We start from the raw sequence: 16,935 nt of genomic DNA on the forward strand, positions 1-16,935 counted from the left end.
GTCTCTCAAAAATACTCATTTAAATAAAAAGACACGTTTTTGTTCCCGAATATCTCCTATGATGAAACATCATAGGAGGCAGATATGAATACAATTGCAGTTGATATCGGGTACGGTCGCACGAAAGTTGTTACAAGCAGCAAGACAGCTATATTCCCGTCTCATCTTGTAACATTCAAACAAAGCAGCGGGCTCGAAGTGCTCAAGAAAACTGATTTTGTTGAAGTTGACGGAGCCAAGTATTATGTGGGTGAAAAAGCAGTATCGGAAGGTTCGCCGCGCTCGTTGATCGGAGATGCGTTTCATGGCAGCAAAGAGTGGAAAGCTCTTCTCGCATACTCACTGTACAGTTTCAGGGATTTTTTCAAAGAAGGTAATGAGCATCGCCTAGTTTTAGGGCTCCCGTTTTCTCAATTTAATAATCAGCGCAGGCTGGCCATCAAAGAAGCCGCAAAAGACATCAAATGCTTAATCAACAATGAAAGTTATCACTTCCCTTTCACCGACGTGTACACGTTGCCTCAAGGGGCCGGCGCAATAATGGAGCATATCGGCGATGAAGACGGCGGTATTACTGCGATAGTTGATATCGGGTTCTACACTCTCGATCTCGTGGTGTTCGTGGACGCAGAATTCAGCCTCAGTAAATCTACATCGCTGAACTACGGCGTCGAACACCTTTACAAAGACGTAGGGAAGCTGCTGACGACAGACTACAACATAACATACGACGTGAACCGCATCGAAAAGGTTGTCAGAAGCGGCAAGATAACGTTTAAAGGCAGCGAAATCGACCTGCGCGAACCTATCGCCAGTCATATTTACTACTACTCAACAGAAATGATGAACAAATTGCAGGAGCAGTGGCAAGACGTTTTAAACGATGCGAATAAGATCATCTTTATCGGCGGCGGAGCAGAGATTGTCAGAAGCACATTGCCGAAACAATCCAATTTCTCAATACCCGAAAACCCGTCTCTTGCAAATGCTCTTGGTTTTCATTTGTACGGTGAGAACAAGAAATAGGCTTAAAGAAGGTCAAGATGAAACAGCCAGTTTGGAAAAAATGGGTTGAGAAAGAACGAAAAGAAGTAAAGCTGACTTTTACTTTTGCACTCAAACATGCAGACGACAAAGAGCTGATTGCTTTGTTAAAGAGTGTACCGCGCCGCCGCCGCGGGCAAGTAATACGCTATCTTCTTCTTCAGGGTCTTAAAGCTGAAAATATCACGAAAAACAGTAAAGATAATACTCCGGAGCAACCGGAACAGCAACAGCCCATTCCAGCTTCAACGGCAACGGATATTCCAGCAGAAAAAATCAATCGCTTATTTGGCGACATGGACTTATAGGAGGTTCAAATGAGTAAAAACAAGAAAAGGGAAAAGAGAGGTTCAGGAGGCAATTACGTAAATATCAGGACACTGGATTTTCGTAAAGAGTTTATGACGGGGACAGGGCTGCCAAAAGAAGTTGCCGACAAGGTCTTTGACTTTTTCACAAGAGACATTGATCGCAATTTCGCAAGATGCATGAAAGCGTTTCTTGCTCAGCAGGGTGGAGCTGTTATTATAACAACAGAAATACCGGCAATCAAAGCCATTGCACTCCAGAGCCAGGCGGCAGAAGGAACGGCACAGGCGATTACCCGGATGCGCTGGGCTACATCAAACAGGGTTGCTGAGGGCGACAAGGACACGGCCGTAAATGTACTTTTTGACAAAGCAAGCGCGGGGTATATAAAGCTCGCAAATGATATGGATGAGCTGACGAAGAAACTCCAGTCGGAAATCAAGAACATGTCAGTAAAGAAAACGGCGGATAAAAAATCGGAGGCGTCCTCCTCTGAAAATTCAAACGAACTCAAGAAAACGAAAGACCCTGAGAAGGTATCGGACGAGGTTGTTCCCGAGAAAAAGAGTGCCAAGAAAGCAGCAGAGCCGGTCTCTGTAGGAGATCCTTTGGGAGTTTAATCAGGCAAAGAAAAAAGGGGGTTTGCGCCCCCTTTTTTTGTTGGTTATATTAATGGATACAACGAACGTATAGTTCAGCGTTTTCGAAAGTGTAGCCTGTTACGCCTGTAAGGAAATTGACATAATAAGGCATCGGAGAGCCTTCACCTGTCCAGTACTCACCAAAAAAACTTACGGGTGTATATACAAATTCAGGGTGCAGATACCGATTTGGAGAAACATACTGAATAATTGATTCGAGTTCTGCTTTAGTTGGGAGTCTCCAGTTCAAATAACCTCCGAGTGTCAGTGATGCACAATATGCGTTTCCATCGCTCCATGTCATTCTTGTTGCCATCTGGTCATCCTGCCACATTCTTCCTGTAGATGACTGCACCACAATACCTGTTATCAATCTCGTGAATTCATTTGCTGATGAGTCTGTCACGATTATTGAAAAAGATTGGCTGTTGCTGCCACCGCGGTTATCACTTACTGTTATTGTTATGTTGAATGTCCCTGTCGCGGTCGGTGTTCCAGAAATACTGCCAGTGGTACTGTCAATGGATAACCATGCTGGCATACCTGAAGCACTCCATGTTAATACGTCTCCATCGAGATCCAACGCATAAGGCCTGTAAGAATATACTTCATTGACTTCTGCTACAGGAGCTGAACTGGCAATTATTAAAGGGTTGTTATTTGAGGACGTAAAGTTTTGTACAACATTGCTGATGGTTAAGGCAGCTTCTGAACCCGATACGCCATACTCTTGCCATGTACCCGTTGCCGCGCCCTGTGATATTATGATATTGAAAACAAGCCTCTGGACAGATAATTCATCTGAAGCAACAACTGTTGCTTCGCCGTTTTCATCGACCGAGCCTGACAGCGTGTACGTATCGCTATTGCTTGTTGCTGTACCTGCGACGTCATAATCGCTATCAACAGTAAACATCCAGATTTCGCCGTCATCATAATAGCCCGCATAATAACCAGCATAGGAAGATGAGGGCGGAGTAGAGGAGTCTCCGCTACTGGAGCCTCCACCGCCGCACGCCACAACTGTGGAAAGTAACACAAATGCCATAATAATTGTTGACCACTTTCTTCTCATAAGAGACCTCCTGTTGTAGTTAGTTATCACTAATACTATGCAACTTTTCGCATAGTGACAAGCCTAAGCCATGTGTGACGCTCTTTTTTTGTAATATTTGTGCATGAACGCCTCATCGCATAATCTTCAGCGACCATAATGAGCTTGCTTTTAGCTCTTGTGATAGCTGTGTAGAACCAGCGATTATCAAGCATTGTATAGTGTGATGCCGTTAAGGGTATAATAACTGTTTTGAACTCGCTGCCTTGTGCTTTGTGGACTGTTAATGTGTATGCTAGCTCAAGTATGTCGCCAATATGTATAAAGTCATAGACCACAACAACTCCTGTGTTCATTTCAACATATACAGTTTCATCATCATGATTTATGTTGGTAATAACACCGAGTGTTCCGTTGTAAATTTTTGTATCTTCCGCTGAAATACTGCTCCCAGACAACGTTTTCATATCTTTGTTTGAGGTGTGGACGACTTTGTCGCCGACGCAGTACACATCCCCCTTTCTTGTGACCATTTTTTCATTTGCACTTTTCTGTTCAGGATTGTTTAAGATCTCCTGGCAGAGTTCATTTAAAGATTTTGTGCCAAGTATGCTTTTATGCATCGGAGTGAGTATCTGGAAGTCAGTCAGTATATTGTCTATATTGTTTGATAAGTTTTTAACTATTTCCGCAATATGTTCAAATATATTGCGATTTACATCATCTCTGATTTGCTGTTTTTCGGCATCGGATGATGCGCTATTTCGTTTTGACCAATAGTTCTTATCTGTGCAGTCGACGTACTCCCAATCTTTAAAATTGTGATTACAGTTTTCGGGGATTTTGCCTTTCCTGACTTCCTGAGCAAATACATTGATTACACTTTCATCATTTTGCCTGAAGACCTTATCCAGCTTAATGGTTGTTGTTAAATTATTGTTGATAATATCTGCAAAAACGTTCCCTGCTCCGATTGGAGGCAACTGAGCATCATCGCCAATTATAATAAATATAGCATCGTCGGCGAGTGCGCTGATAAGTGCATGGAAGACCTCTATATTAACCATTCCTGCTTCATCAAGGACGACGACTTTGTACGGGAGTCTATTATCTTTATTGTATTCAAAGCCTTGTCCAGAGAACTTTAAAAGAGAGTGTATTGTATAGGCAGGATACCCGGAAACTTCTGATAAACGTCTGGCCGCAATACCAGATAAAGCGCAGCCAACTATTTGTTCAGGGTATAACTTATTAAGTATTGACATAAAGACTTTAGATACAGAGCTTTTTCCTGTTCCTGCATAGCCGGTCATGCTAAATATTTTCTTGGTACACGCATAAAAGATTGCATATTTCTGTTTGTTGGAAAATTCAATCCCTGATTCTTTTTCATGTTCTGTAATAAATCTTCTGACATCCTCTTTGTCGAAATAATTTAAATCAATAGCAGCGTTTTTTTCGATGTAACTGTAAATGTGATTTTCATAATCATGGTGCTTCTTGGTGCCAATTATTGGAGTTGCTCCAATAGAAGAAAAATGTAATTTATTATTGTAATGTCGCAGTTCCTGCATCACACTGCGACCTATTTCGATTTTCAGCAGATCCTGCATTAATCTTATGCAATGGTCCAGATTAATGAAAGTATGCCCATTAACCACAGCTTCTTCAGAGAGAACGTAATCACAGCAAGCGCTTATTCTCTCTATTGAGTATCTATCTATGCCCATTTTCAGAGCAATATTATCTGCTGTGGGGAAACCTATTCCGGATACATCTGCTATCCTATATGGGTTTTCGGATATAGTTGATACTGCATCGTTACCGAAACGATTATGTATCTTTGTTGTAAGAGCGGGCGATATACCATATTTGCTAGTGAATTTTGATAACTCTCTCAAATGTTTATGCCTTTCCCAAGATTCAACTATTTTTAAGAGCTTCTTTTCTTTTATCCCTTTAACCTCAAGTAATCTGTCCGGCTCTTCATCCAGTATTTTTTCGAGCTCTGCATCACCGTAGCGTTCAACAAGTTCATTTGCGAGCTTTTCACCAATGTTTTTTACAGTTTTAGTAAGGAAATAGATTATTTCTGAGGTTTGTATTTTAGCCGATTCCGCAATAAAAATTCTTCCATATTTTGAAGACTCCCACTCGCCAGTAAAAGAACACTGTAACCCTGACAAGTCATGATTGTCTGAACAGTAGTCAAAAATGCTACATTTGATATTGCCTGCATCCGTTTTCAGTATAAAAAAATTATCTTTATTGAAAATGACACTTTCGACAACAGCGGTGATAATCGGCATCTTTCCCTCGCAATAACTCTACAAATAAAGATATTAATCACAAGAATTATTTCAATAGTTATTTCAATGTTTTTTTATATTGTATTTTTAATTGACTAAGGGTCGTAGCCTATTATATTGACGATAAAGAATAGGAGGAATATTATGAAAATCAGCGATCATATTGTCTTGCTTATCGTTGTAGGGTGTACAATTTTCTCTCAAATACCGTTTGTAAAGCGAGGTTTTGAGATTAACCACAATCAGTATTCGGAGCTCTTTCAGTTAAGAGAACATGGCCACATTAAATTTGGGCACAAACGCTACAAGCTTAAAGACAGAGCAATATATAATGAGCACTTGTCACATATGCTGGACGATAATAAAATCACAATCTTTGAGTATGACCAGTTACTCTTTGTACATCTATCCGAGTGATTAAACCGCTTGATTTTGTTTATCTTTCGCACTACAAAACGATACGATAAGAGGATGAAACATAAATGGCAAAACAAAAAGATAAAGCACCGGTGCAGACTTTTATCCCGCTTTCAGTGCTTAACGAATATAAACGTATGTACCCCGCATATTCACATGGAATACAAGCAGCAGTTCTCGGCTGGATAGAACTCTCGCACGCCACAATTAAAGAAATATCAAATAAGCTTACACGCGAGGAATTACTGCTTTGCGCAAATTCTCTTGAGCTCAGAGAATACGATGTGTATTCATTTGTCGATTTTGAGTATTTTAAAAAAAGTCTGGAGTTATATCTCAGGCTGGAGAATGAAACTCATTTAGATATTGAGTCTTTGCTTGGCAAGATCCATTCTTTCACAGCCGCTCAGCGTGTGTTTTTCGCAGACTGGTGTTTTCAATACAATAAAAGATTAGATGCAAGGGACCAATTATTAAGCTTACTCCTCAATACTACGCCTTAACCAAATAGATAAGAACCTAATTCAATAAATAGTATATATGCTATAAGGTTATGGCGTTCACCCTTTAATCAACCTATTTAAAAACAATCGGTTAAAATGACCGTATATTATTATCAGTATTGATTTTTATCTGAAAAAACACTTGCGTAAAAACAAGAGCAGTGGTATTGTCTCCATAGAATATGTCTAAGAGCATATGCGATGTTTCACAATTGAATATATCTCATCATGTAGCGGTTTAACAGTCTCGCCGTTTAATGGTCACGGTCGGCAGAGTGCTTATTTCTCCTTGTTGCGAGAAGTGGAGGCTTGAGCGAAGGTAGACTTAGCTAGATAAGATGCAGTAAGCTGTAATGCTGTGGAGGCTACACTTTATTATGTGAACCTTGGTAGTCAAAGCGCATTCAAATAAATGACCATCCCCCCTTTTTTTTAAAAAAAGCGGGTCAGATAAGTTTAAATAGTTTTAAAACAAAGAACAAAGAACGCTTAAACGCGGTCTAGTATTACACCCACTGTTTCTTTAGGCAGTGTATAAAAATATATGATGGGGGTATCCTTCCCTCGAGAATAAAGGCTATGTATAATAGCGTCCTAAAACATCTCTTCTCCCTTTCTATGCAAGTTTCTTGCACAAACAATCAAATCTATGAGTTGAAGTCAAAGATAAGCATCAGTCATTATTAATGTTTGATTAAATATTTTGCAGGATATTTGCATATAAAGGTTTTTGGCATGTATCCACTTTTGGGTATTTGTCAGGTGTTGCATCAGGAACTCGAAAGGGTGAACTTGATGATAATACCAAAGTCTCACAAGAACTTGTTAGCGCAGGTGAACTTCGTGAGACAGGGGGTTCTTTTAGAACTGAAAGAGATAAGAAAAACACACCCATGAGGGTAGATTTATCCTCATGGAGGGTGGTCTGCCTTCTGGGAAAGAAATAGGAGGCAGAAATGTTTGAATTTCTCAAAAAACTTGCTGGTGTAAAAAACGACACCAAAGAAGATGATCGTGTTCTTTACGTAAAGCTGCTTCAAGCTTTCCGTAAAAGATATTCGCCTGACACTGGCTGGGATATCTCTTTCTCGTCGAAAGACAGGAAGGACGAATTTGGCAGCGATGTGATTACGGCAACGATCAGTAAAGGCGGCAAACCTCTCGCTACAGCTTCGGTCGAAAAAGGCAACAGAAGCCTTGTCGATGTTGAGCGGGAGGCGGCAATTGAAGTATTGCTGCGTTTCGGGATTTTTCTCGAAGCGGAAGAAGAGCCGAAAAAAGTTGAACTAAAAGAAGCTGCATAAAGCAGTTTCGCAGTACACACCCGGGTGGGGATGCGTTGTTCCCCTCCCGGGGAGCATTGTGTCTTCACCTGAAGGAGAGGACGCAATGAGTAAAGGTCTTGTTATGGGCAAAGAGACGACTCACTTCTGTGAGCGTCTTGCTCAGAGATTTGAGAAAGCGGATTATCCGCTTCTCAAGAAAACAGTCAAGAAGGCACTGGAAAAGTGCCGTATTGGTCAGACAATACGCTACACTCACCCTGTTTATGGGGTAACAGTGGTTGTTGAGAAGCTCAACAACTTGGGCGGTCACGAACTTGTGACTGCATGGAAAAACTGATGAAATATCTTATTATTGCTGTCGTTATGTATCTCTTAACGGCAGTCGTACTGACAATCTTCTCCGTAAAGAAATCGGAGACTTTCAAAAGCATGCCGACAGTAGCTAAGGGACTATTTATAGTCTTACTGCCGGTTTTGGCTATAAGGGAGTATATAAACTCTCTTAGTAACCGATAGCGATAAAGTATCGCTATGTACCCTTGCGGGGCGATTTCCCCGCAAGGGGAGAACTGCCTCCGCTTAACATCTCATAGGAGGCGGTCATGAAACACATATTAATTGCGTTTCTTGAGACTGTACGCAAAACTCTTGAGAACCTTACTTTTGCCGGAGCAATAGCAATATTGCTAGACGGCGAATTTACGTTCTTTAAAGTGGGGATAACCTTCACTCTCTTCCTCTTGACAATTCTCGTCAGGGTTATTATCTTGAAAAAAGAGAAGAAAGTTGAGAAATCAACTGAAAACAAGGAAGGAGGAGAATGATGTCCGCAGGTTTTGCATTTATAGGCATATTCGGGGTGGCGATTACCATCTTGGCACTCCTTGCCTCTTACGGTCTCGACAGAATTGAAAGGAACGAAAAGAGCCGTAGTTCTTAATCTACGGCTCTACGATAAGCGAAGCGATTCGCGCTGTATCCCGTCAGTTGGAAAAACGGGCGATCTGCAAGCATAAAGCTTGGCAGATTTTTTTTTTCAAAAATAACCCACCCAGTCGGGGGCAGTTCCCCTCGCTGGGGTTCTGTCCCCGGTTTTATCCGGAGGCAGTCATGGGCTTTGTCATCAAAACAGCGGTGTATGCCGCTCCTGTCATAGTCCCCCTTATGGGACTTTTCTACGCGGCCTCAACCTTTATCAAGTAGGCCGTTTTTCCCCAACGGGGGGCAGCTCCCGTGAGGGGTAGCCTGTCTCCTGTTCTTTTTTTGTCAGGGTGAGTCCGCACCCAAGAAAGAAATCAAAATAATCTCAAAGAGCTTTTGAAAGCTATCCCATATCGGGCTGTAATGGGTCGGTGAGAATCCGAATACGAGTATATAAGGAGACAGACATGGAAATAAATAAGGTAATCCTTTCAGGGTATCTCACAAGAAACCCTGAAGTAAAAACAGTCGAGAACGAAAGTAAAGAATTTGCCGTTGCATCTTTTGGTATGGCGGTAAATGAAAAAAGAGGGAACAAAGATGTTGTTTCTTTCTTTGAAGTTAAAACATTTGGCCGCTCTGCTGAAATATGCGGAGAGTTTCTGTCCAAGGGTTCTCCGGCCATCATAGAAGGTCGGCTCAAACAGGACCGCTTCGAGATCGAGGGTCAGAAAAGGCAACGTGTTTTTATCGTTGCAGAGAAAGTTAAGTTTATAGGCGGTATCAATAACGAAAAAGGTTTTGATGCTGAAAACGGCGACTCATCATTTAATGATGCCGATATCCCGTTTTAAAAGAACCCAAGAAAAAAGCCGTGATATTTAATCACGGCTTTTTCCAGATTCAGTAAGTTGGCACATTTCATCTGTCCAATAAGGAGGTGATGCCACTTGATGTTCAAGATTATTGTAGCAGTTGTTCTGGTCTTAGTGTTTTGCGGTAACGCATACTAAGCTAGAACGACAGGGCGTGTGACAGCACGCCCGCTACAATTAATCTAACATTTTTACTGGATTTGTCAATAAGTCTACCCGCTAAAGAAAGCGGGGCAAATATGTTATCCCGCTGCGGGGTTGCTCAGTCTTCCCCGTAGGGGATAACTGCCTCTTTTTGGAGAGTACCCTCGTGTCGGGTAAGCAAACCTTCCCGGTGGGGCGAAATTAAGGAGGCGTTTATGGCCGATGTAATTCAGATTGCTGACGTAAAATCTATGTCAGTTAACGATGTCAAAGCAAGAATTGACATCGTAAAAAAACTCAAAACTATAATGGAAGACGGTGTCCATTATGGAAGCATTGCCGGTTCCAAGCCTTGCTTATTCAAGGCGGGTGCAGAATATTTGCTCGTATTGTTCAGGCTTTGCCCTTTATACGAGCTGGTCGATGTCAAGAAAGACATTGAAAATAATTTCATTTCTTATGTGACAAGATGCTCTCTTGTTTATATGGGAGATGAAAAAAAGGTTGCAACGGGCATGGGCTCTTGCAACAACTTTGAAAAGAAATACCGGTATAAATGGATTAAGGATGATAAGCCATCTGAAAAAGATTTGCTTCGGATGAAAGCTGAAGGAACCGGAAAGTTTCTTGAAGTATGGGAAAACAACAAAAAGGTAAAAAGATGGCATAAAAGAGTTGTCAGTAACGAAAGTTGTTTCGAGCTTGACAATACGTTGCTTAAAATGAGCAACAAAAGGGCCCTGGTTGCAGCTGTATTGAATGCAACAGGTGCCAGTGCTGTCTTCACGCAGGATCTAGAAGATATGGAAGATCCTGTTGTCTTCGATACTAGAGAGACTGAGAAGTCTACTCCGAGTGGACAAGAACCGGCTACACCCACCAGCGATATTACTCCAGAAGCGTTAAGAAAGACCTTGGGGTCTCTGGAAGGCATAGACGTTGAAGAAAGGGACGGCTATATGCGCGTCTCAGGAAAGACGTGGCCAAGCAAAAGTATTCTTCTCGGACTGGGATTTAAGTACCGGGCAGACAAAAAAGACTATCTGAAGAAGATAGCATAACAACCCTTGTGGGGGTGGACAACTCCCACAAGGGGGATAAGTCCGCCTCCGCTTAATCAACTCTTAATGAGGCGGTTATGAGACTAATCGCAGATAAATTGTTGGATCTTGCCAACTTGCTAGTGACAGGTTATCTTGTTGCACGCCTTTTCAAGCCTGATTTTCAAGTTTTTTGGATGGTAGTAATGCCTATAAGTTTGATGCTGTACCTTATGGTAATCGGTTATCTTTTACTTGAAAAAAAATCCAAAAAGACTAAGTTAAAAGGAGAAAAGGACGATGGAGAATAGCATGATACCTCTTGTTGTTACTGTAGGCTTAATTATGATTGCATTTGTTTTTGGAGTCATTATTGAGCGTAAGATTGAAAATCATAAATAACTTGCTTTAGTCTTAAAGTAAGTTCAACTATCTCACCCTGCGGGGGACACTGTTCCCTCGCACAGGAGCAGTCCGTCCTCCGCTATTAATTGGAGGATTTCATGGACAAAGAATCAATCGAAAAATCATACGATGTGTCAGAAAGGAAGCTTTCTTTTAAAGAGGAAGTTCTGAGGACGGCTCGTGACCCCAAAAGGAGCATTTTCCCTAAATTCGTCGGCGAGCTTGAACGTTTGATCGACGCCATGGGGGAAAAGCAAATAAAAAACATGCCCCTTCTTTTTGGAGTGGCACTTGAAAATCTTGCAGAGTCTTTTATCTCTGAAAAGGGAAAAGACTACAGACTGCTGAAACACTTATAATTTCACCCCACGGGGGATAGCTCCTCCGTTAGGGGAAGTCTATCCTCCATTATTCAGGAGGAAACATGAAAAAAATTGAAGAAATTTTATCTTTGTGTAAAGCAAAGGGAGTTGAACTCTTAGCATTTCATCATGACTTAGAGTCTGGAGTAATAATCGTGCTTTGCCGTAGAATATCCGATTCGACATACATATCATGGAATGTCTTTGAGACTGCTCAGACTCCACAGGGAGTCTGCTTTGAGCATGGTCACTACCTTACGGATATGAAGCGTGCGTTCTCTGACTTCTACAAACGCGTGGAAGAGCAGTCAAACGGCATCTTATCTCACTATGAGACATCTGTTCTTGCAGAAAACCTTGAAAAAAGGGTTTCATCACTTAAACACGACAATGTGAGGTTCTTCTCTGCTTTTCAGTCATATGGCTGGACAGAAGAGGAACTGGAAGAGCTTGATGAGAAGATGATCGGAGAAACAGTAAGCTACGATGGCTTCATACAATGTGTTGTTGTTAATGTTTCTTTTCTTGAGGAGACTGATGAACAGCTTCTTGATGATGACATCCGCTCAAAAGTGGATGAAACGCTGAAATTGGCCAAGGAAATAGGCTTCCCACGTGTGGAACTTATACTTGGCTAAATAAAACCACCCTTGCGGGGGTAGACGCCCCTGCAAGGGGGAGAGGTCTGCCTCCGCTTAAAAATTACCCGCGAAAGAAAGCGGGGCGGAGGACAAAATGGTAGTTAAAGAAAAAAAAGATTTCATGGAGTATTTCTCTGAAAAACTCTCAGAAGTAGCAAAGCAGCAGACATTCGAAACACTCGGCGACAGGCGCACATATATTGGCGCTTCTGACATCGCAGGGTGTTTAAGGAAAGCTTATCTCGATAAGTTTTCCGATGTTGAGTACCCCGTTAAGAAGTTGATCCAGTTTTCTCGAGGCCATATGGCTGAGAGGATCGTCGAATCAACTCTCATCTCATTAAAGTACGAAAGTCAGTGCGAGATAGAGTCAACAACCGAGACAGGTTTTCCTGTCAAGGCACACCTCGACTTTCTGGTGTTCGGAAAAGATGAACTTGTTGTTCTTGAAACGAAAACAACGAGTACAGACGTAACCGAACCCTATGAAAGCTGGGTCAATCAGATTCAGTACCAGATGGGGAAAGTAAAAGAAAAATACCCTGATAAAACAGTCAGGGGATATGTAATTGCTATCAATTTAAATAGCGGTTACGTGAAAACATTTAAATTCGAGTTCGAAGAAGCTCGTTACTTTGTGTCAGCTAAGCGGGCAGACAAACTTGCGCTCGCTATTCAGAATAACGAAGAGCCCGAAGGCGAAGAAGAGTTTTATTGCTCTTCATGCCCTCATAAAGAAGGCTGCCCTGCTCTACAGAAAGGAGAGGTCATAGAACTCCCTCGGTCTTTGACAGAGAAGGTTATTCTGCTGGCAAAATTTAAGGACGCAGAACAAAAGGCCAAGCGCGTAAAGACAGAGCTTCAGGAATTCATGCAGTCTGCAAACGCCAGAACCGGCATTGCCGGTGAACACACTTTGAAGTATGTGAAGAAAAAAGGTGTAAAGAAGCTTAATATCTCTGCGCTGGCAAATTATATCAAGAGAGAAAATATAGACATCTCCCTTGATGACTTCAAGGATATAGGGGACTCGTACTCTTATGTGCAGGTGATATGATGCAAACATATACACTCTGCGACTCAACGGGTAAACCTCTGGTTGTAATTCAGTGTGAACCCGAGAAAAAGAAAGATGTTGTTAAAGGATTCCGCGCATTTTACGGCGCGGCGTTAGTTGTAAAGCCGGGGAACCATCTGCCGGAAAGCTGCAACTAAATAGACCCTGCGGGGGTGGACGCTCCCGCAGGGGGAGAAGTCTGCCTCCGTTTAAAAAATTACCCGCAAAAGAAAGCGGGACGGAGGATAAGATGAAATCAACAAAAGAAAAAGAACCGAAAAAGAATACCAATGAAATCATAAGAGAGATTGCTTATGATTTCATAAGTTCGGTGGCAAAGGGAGAACCTCAATTCCTGAAAGGACACCAGAACGCCTCTACTGGCGGGGTATACCAAGGTTATAACCAATTATCCTTGGCTATGGCAGCTAAGGATCGTTATTTAAATAACCGATGGTTGACCTACAAACAGGCTGAGGCGCTTAATGGCTTCGTTAATGAAGGGGAGACCGGCACACATTGCTTTAAATTCAGCGTTTCTTATAAGTACAAAGGGAATGGCGGAGAATTCAAAGTATATTGCGACTCTCGTAAGGAAGCGGATCTGAAAGCCAAAGAGAAAGACCCTACTGCGATTTTTCTCAAAAAAGATACACCTATCACGAGATTTGTCTGCTTTAATGTTGAGCAGACATCTTTTGCCGATACCGGTGAATTTCCGCCAATAATCAAAAACATGATCGATCTCCCCGCTGTTGAGGTCAGGAGACTGATTGAAAAAGATCTCTCAAGCGAACGAGATTATTTCGACAGAAAATTAATCTCACTTCTGGGAGCATCTTTTTTGACTCAGACAATTCCGGCCAAGGAGGATATTGAGCTCACTGAAAAGTGGCTTGAACGGCTCGAGGAAAAACCAACGTATCTTTATGCGTTGGCAAATGAAGCCGGCAAACTCTCGCGGGGTTTTGCTGAAAAGGCAAAATTACTGGCGGCAGCATAATGAGTGAAGAAATAACTCAAACAATTTCATACTGGGTTCAGAAAAAAGAAGAGATCATTAAACGTGCAGGTTTCCCTGTTGATGATGGGGAAATCGTAAAAGCTGTCCTTGAACTTCTAGGTGATGGCTATCAGGTTGATGAACTCACTTTAGAGCTTGTGTCTATTTATACCCAAGCGTAGTTAAAAAAAAAACATAACCCTGTGGGGCACTTCTCCCACAGGGAGATAAGTGTCCCCATGAATAATTTATGGAGGCTAAAATGGCTATTAACACAACAACCATTTTTTCCTGTGACATTTGCGGGAAAAACATAACAGGAGCTAATAGAGAAAATATGTTCTCAAAAATAACAGTGGAGATTCCGTTTCAGATGCTTGATAAACCGTCCAATTTCGGAGAACAGTATCCTGAACTTCTCGCTGGCAGAGAGCTAACATTAGGTATCGGTGAAGATGAATTCTTTAATGAATTTATGGTTTGCAAAGATTGCCTGACTAAAATAACCGGACTTCCTATTCCACTTCTCATAGAAGCCAGAAGAGATGAATCTCTTGTGGAAGGTTTCTGGGGGTGCTCATGCGCAGATGTCTATGTGCATTCGCATTATGAGGACGAGTGCCATGAATGCGGAACCATGAAAAATGACACCGCTGAATTCGGCACCAACGAAACGGAAGTTGTGAAGGGAGAATTACTCCTCAACGATAAGTTAGAAGAAGAAACTTACGGCTGGGTTAACTTTAATGATCTGACCAATATCGCAAGAAGCTTAAGGCAGCCCTATGACAAAGTGGCACTTTTTGCTTATGCGTGGGCTGTCCTCGAAGGACAGGTTGAGTATCAGAAAACCAACCCTGATGATGATTGGTCACTGATGGTCCAATATTTCATCAATAAGGTTGCTGACACAGAGATCTGCTCTACTGAAAAACAGTTATTTGAGAAAACTCAGCTCAAACTGGGGGATCTTAAAAAAGTAATTAAAGCACTAGGAAAAGAAAACTCAACTGAGTTTCTTTTGACTGTTGCCAAGCATGTCATAGCTGGTTTTGATGGCTATTACAGTAACTATCCGGATGATGATTGGACGGCAATGGTAGAAAACATGATCGATGAGATCGCAAATTAAATAACTAAGATATCCCGGAAGGGGGCTTTCACCCCTTTCCGGGGGATGAGTCCGTTTTCCGGTAAGGAGCAATAATGGACTCAAAGAAAAATAGAACCCCTCACGACATCAATGTTGCTGAGATGGTCGAATCACTTGAACGTCTCGGGGTTAAACTCAAAATCAGCCATCAGGCGCATGCGCTGCACACCACCTACCTGCTTGCAAGAGCAGGGGAGAGGGTCTTCGTAGGTAACTATGAGAATTTTCTCAAGTTCATCGCAGGCTTTTCTATCATCTGGGAAGCAATCGTATCGCTTAACAGGAAAGAGCTTGTAACGAAAGAGAACGAAGTCGGTGGTGCGGCATGATAAAAATCATAGGAGAATTTTCCGGTTCTCATGACGAAGCAGCGGAGTTTATTTTAACCCTTTCTGATGAGGCATGCTCACATATTGCAGCAGTTCGTGATTTTGTTGCAAAGAATAAATACGCAGTCTCTGCTGAAACAGTTATTCCTGTTTCTGATGTCGTATTTAATACGGAGTATGTGTATGCCAGCGAGATAGGCGAAGTCATCCTTAACGTGGATGATGCCAGTATAGAGATGACTGCTGTCATTCATGACGACGGTCACTATGTGAGTGTAGACACTCTGCCTTTTTTCTTCAAGGAGGCTTTTGATGAGTGAGGCAGAAATAAGAAATCGTATTGCAGAACTGGAACAAGAGCTTGAAAGCGTTAAAGGCACAACTTGCGATGTTTACAGCAGGGTTGTCGGCTATCACAGCCCAGTAAGCCATTGGAATGAGGGTAAAAAGGAAGAATTTGATAACAGAAATGTTTACGAATTTCATCCAGGCCGTTAACAGCCGTTAATACATGACCCACCCGGCAGGGGGAACCTATCCCTGTCGGGGGATAATTGTTCCTCCTGTCTGTTTTTGGTGGGCAAGCCAAAAAAAAGAACAGAAAAAAGCCATTCGTGGCACAGGAGGAATAAAATGAGTAGAATAATGGTTATGACCGTGACAGGTAAGGCATTTGTTTACCCTTCAATGGACGTTGCAAAACAGCTTCTGAAAAAAGTGGCTGAAAACTTCGGCCCAATCAAAGAAATCAAAAAAATAACCGTAACACATGGAGCACAGGGCGCTTGCCCCGAATGCGGCGCATCCCTTGCAATAGAAGAGGGGTGCCGCAAGTGCCACAGTTGTGGTTATGCAGCTTGCGGCTAGGCGGTGTTTTATGACTCGTCATAGCCGTACAGAGACGGCTATAAGGCATTTGATTAATGCCAAAAAAAGAGGTAAACCCCTGGATTTAGATTTGGTTATTAAAGTAGCCGAATCTAAGCGTGCTTCAGAGGCTCTTATTAAAGAGCTTGTTGATGAGGCGTGTGAACAACTTGAAATCAGAGAGTTTATCACACAGGGCAGGTACGTGGGTAACTCTTTATACCAGGTGGAGTGTGTGAGTTTTCGAACGCAAGTCTTTCAGGACTGCGGCTCACATACTGAAATTAAACAATGCTTCTGTGATGAATGCCCAATCGCAGAAAGCGGAATGAAAGGGCTTAAAAAGTGTTTCGGCATCGTGACCCAGAAAGATTTAATTGCTTACTGGGAAATAGGAAAAACTCCTGAAGGAGTGGCACTGAAACATAAATCTCCTGTATCTCAATACCTCTCAAAAGAAGAAGAGGCCAATAAGCTCTATGGGTTTATTGGAGATGAGAAAGAGAGAAAAGCCTTTTTGAAAACTCAGAAAACGCTGAAAAAAACAGCGTAAAGAACCCGGAAGGGAGACTATC

The 16,935-nt window shown here is 42.1% G+C and carries 24 protein-coding genes; 22 read left to right on the forward strand and 2 right to left on the reverse strand.

What is annotated here, in order from left to right; all coding sequences use genetic code 11:
- Positions 1-84: 84 nt before the first annotated feature.
- From ACYRYY_RS13950 to ACYRYY_RS13960, 3 genes are read left to right on the forward strand one after another with little or no spacing between them, the layout of a single operon-like run.
- Positions 85-1,026, forward strand: coding sequence for a ParM/StbA family protein (locus tag ACYRYY_RS13950; RefSeq protein ID WP_460216203.1), 942 nt, complete (start codon positions 85-87; stop codon positions 1,024-1,026).
- Between the two features lie 17 nt (positions 1,027-1,043).
- Positions 1,044-1,352: a hypothetical protein gene (locus ACYRYY_RS13955; protein WP_460216204.1), complete on the forward strand. Its 309-nt coding sequence runs from the start codon at positions 1,044-1,046 to the stop codon at positions 1,350-1,352.
- Between the two features lie 9 nt (positions 1,353-1,361).
- Positions 1,362-1,973: a hypothetical protein gene (locus ACYRYY_RS13960; protein ID WP_460216205.1), complete on the forward strand. Its 612-nt coding sequence runs from the start codon at positions 1,362-1,364 to the stop codon at positions 1,971-1,973.
- Between the two features lie 49 nt (positions 1,974-2,022).
- Here ACYRYY_RS13960 and ACYRYY_RS13965 read toward each other — a convergent pair whose 3' ends face one another.
- The gene (locus tag ACYRYY_RS13965; protein WP_460216206.1) at positions 2,023-3,069 is read right to left on the reverse strand and encodes a putative Ig domain-containing protein; all 1,047 of its coding nucleotides are present in this window, start codon (positions 3,067-3,069) and stop codon (positions 2,023-2,025) included.
- A 35-nt stretch (positions 3,070-3,104) separates the two neighbouring features.
- On the reverse strand, positions 3,105-5,357 hold the full coding sequence (recD2, locus tag ACYRYY_RS13970; RefSeq protein WP_460216207.1) for an SF1B family DNA helicase RecD2: 2,253 nt from the start codon (positions 5,355-5,357) through the stop codon (positions 3,105-3,107).
- Positions 5,358-5,501: 144 nt separating this feature from the next.
- Here recD2 and ACYRYY_RS13975 point away from each other — a divergent pair, with 144 nt between their 5' ends.
- The 19 genes from ACYRYY_RS13975 (at position 5,502) to ACYRYY_RS14065 (ending at position 16,913) form a co-directional block, all read left to right on the forward strand.
- The gene (locus tag ACYRYY_RS13975; RefSeq protein WP_460216208.1) at positions 5,502-5,774 is read left to right on the forward strand and encodes a hypothetical protein; all 273 of its coding nucleotides are present in this window, start codon (positions 5,502-5,504) and stop codon (positions 5,772-5,774) included.
- A gap of 65 nt (positions 5,775-5,839) precedes the next feature.
- Positions 5,840-6,277 (forward strand): hypothetical protein, encoded by a 438-nt coding sequence (locus ACYRYY_RS13980; RefSeq protein WP_460216209.1) that lies wholly within the window; start codon positions 5,840-5,842, stop codon positions 6,275-6,277.
- A gap of 956 nt (positions 6,278-7,233) precedes the next feature.
- Complete coding sequence (locus ACYRYY_RS13985; RefSeq protein ID WP_460216210.1) at positions 7,234-7,581, forward strand: hypothetical protein; 348 nt, start codon at positions 7,234-7,236, stop codon at positions 7,579-7,581.
- 85 nt (positions 7,582-7,666) lie between these two features.
- The gene (locus ACYRYY_RS13990) at positions 7,667-7,900 is read left to right on the forward strand and encodes a hypothetical protein (protein ID WP_460216211.1); all 234 of its coding nucleotides are present in this window, start codon (positions 7,667-7,669) and stop codon (positions 7,898-7,900) included.
- 265 nt (positions 7,901-8,165) lie between these two features.
- Positions 8,166-8,387, forward strand: a complete 222-nt coding sequence (locus ACYRYY_RS13995; RefSeq protein ID WP_460216212.1) for a hypothetical protein — start codon at positions 8,166-8,168, stop codon at positions 8,385-8,387.
- A gap of 564 nt (positions 8,388-8,951) precedes the next feature.
- Positions 8,952-9,338 carry a single-stranded DNA-binding protein gene (locus ACYRYY_RS14000; protein WP_460216213.1) on the forward strand — a complete coding sequence of 129 codons (387 nt, stop codon included), beginning with the start codon at positions 8,952-8,954 and terminating at the stop codon, positions 9,336-9,338.
- A gap of 380 nt (positions 9,339-9,718) precedes the next feature.
- A complete protein-coding gene (locus ACYRYY_RS14005) occupies positions 9,719-10,564 on the forward strand; it encodes a hypothetical protein (RefSeq protein ID WP_460216214.1) in 846 nt (281 codons plus the stop codon).
- A 77-nt stretch (positions 10,565-10,641) separates the two neighbouring features.
- Positions 10,642-10,854 (forward strand): hypothetical protein, encoded by a 213-nt coding sequence (locus ACYRYY_RS14010; protein ID WP_460216215.1) that lies wholly within the window; start codon positions 10,642-10,644, stop codon positions 10,852-10,854.
- Between the two features lie 192 nt (positions 10,855-11,046).
- Complete coding sequence (locus ACYRYY_RS14015; protein WP_460216216.1) at positions 11,047-11,307, forward strand: hypothetical protein; 261 nt, start codon at positions 11,047-11,049, stop codon at positions 11,305-11,307.
- Positions 11,308-11,372: 65 nt separating this feature from the next.
- Entirely contained in the window at positions 11,373-11,948 is a 576-nt protein-coding gene (locus ACYRYY_RS14020; RefSeq protein WP_460216217.1) for a hypothetical protein, read from the forward strand.
- Between the two features lie 97 nt (positions 11,949-12,045).
- Positions 12,046-13,008 carry a hypothetical protein gene (locus ACYRYY_RS14025; RefSeq protein WP_460216218.1) on the forward strand — a complete coding sequence of 321 codons (963 nt, stop codon included), beginning with the start codon at positions 12,046-12,048 and terminating at the stop codon, positions 13,006-13,008.
- A 250-nt stretch (positions 13,009-13,258) separates the two neighbouring features.
- Positions 13,259-14,011 carry an ArdC-like ssDNA-binding domain-containing protein gene (locus tag ACYRYY_RS14030; RefSeq protein ID WP_460216219.1) on the forward strand — a complete coding sequence of 251 codons (753 nt, stop codon included), beginning with the start codon at positions 13,259-13,261 and terminating at the stop codon, positions 14,009-14,011.
- A complete protein-coding gene (locus tag ACYRYY_RS14035; RefSeq protein WP_460216220.1) occupies positions 14,011-14,193 on the forward strand; it encodes a hypothetical protein in 183 nt (60 codons plus the stop codon). Before ACYRYY_RS14030 ends, ACYRYY_RS14035 begins: the two co-directional genes overlap by 1 nt.
- A gap of 80 nt (positions 14,194-14,273) precedes the next feature.
- Positions 14,274-15,143 carry a hypothetical protein gene (locus ACYRYY_RS14040; RefSeq protein ID WP_460216221.1) on the forward strand — a complete coding sequence of 290 codons (870 nt, stop codon included), beginning with the start codon at positions 14,274-14,276 and terminating at the stop codon, positions 15,141-15,143.
- Positions 15,144-15,217: 74 nt separating this feature from the next.
- Positions 15,218-15,493, forward strand: a complete 276-nt coding sequence (locus tag ACYRYY_RS14045) for a hypothetical protein (RefSeq protein WP_460216222.1) — start codon at positions 15,218-15,220, stop codon at positions 15,491-15,493.
- Positions 15,490-15,813, forward strand: coding sequence for a hypothetical protein (locus ACYRYY_RS14050; protein ID WP_460216223.1), 324 nt, complete (start codon positions 15,490-15,492; stop codon positions 15,811-15,813). The genes ACYRYY_RS14045 and ACYRYY_RS14050 overlap by 4 nt, the downstream gene beginning before the upstream one ends.
- Positions 15,806-15,991: an anaerobic ribonucleoside-triphosphate reductase gene (gene nrdD, locus ACYRYY_RS14055; protein WP_460216224.1), complete on the forward strand. Its 186-nt coding sequence runs from the start codon at positions 15,806-15,808 to the stop codon at positions 15,989-15,991. The genes ACYRYY_RS14050 and nrdD overlap by 8 nt, the downstream gene beginning before the upstream one ends.
- Positions 15,992-16,126: 135 nt before the next feature.
- On the forward strand, positions 16,127-16,360 hold the full coding sequence (locus ACYRYY_RS14060) for a hypothetical protein (RefSeq protein WP_460216225.1): 234 nt from the start codon (positions 16,127-16,129) through the stop codon (positions 16,358-16,360).
- Positions 16,361-16,370: 10 nt separating this feature from the next.
- A complete protein-coding gene (locus tag ACYRYY_RS14065) occupies positions 16,371-16,913 on the forward strand; it encodes a hypothetical protein (protein ID WP_460216226.1) in 543 nt (180 codons plus the stop codon).
- Positions 16,914-16,935 lie beyond the last annotated feature (22 nt).

Source organism: Geovibrio sp. ADMFC3 (genome assembly GCF_054687035.1).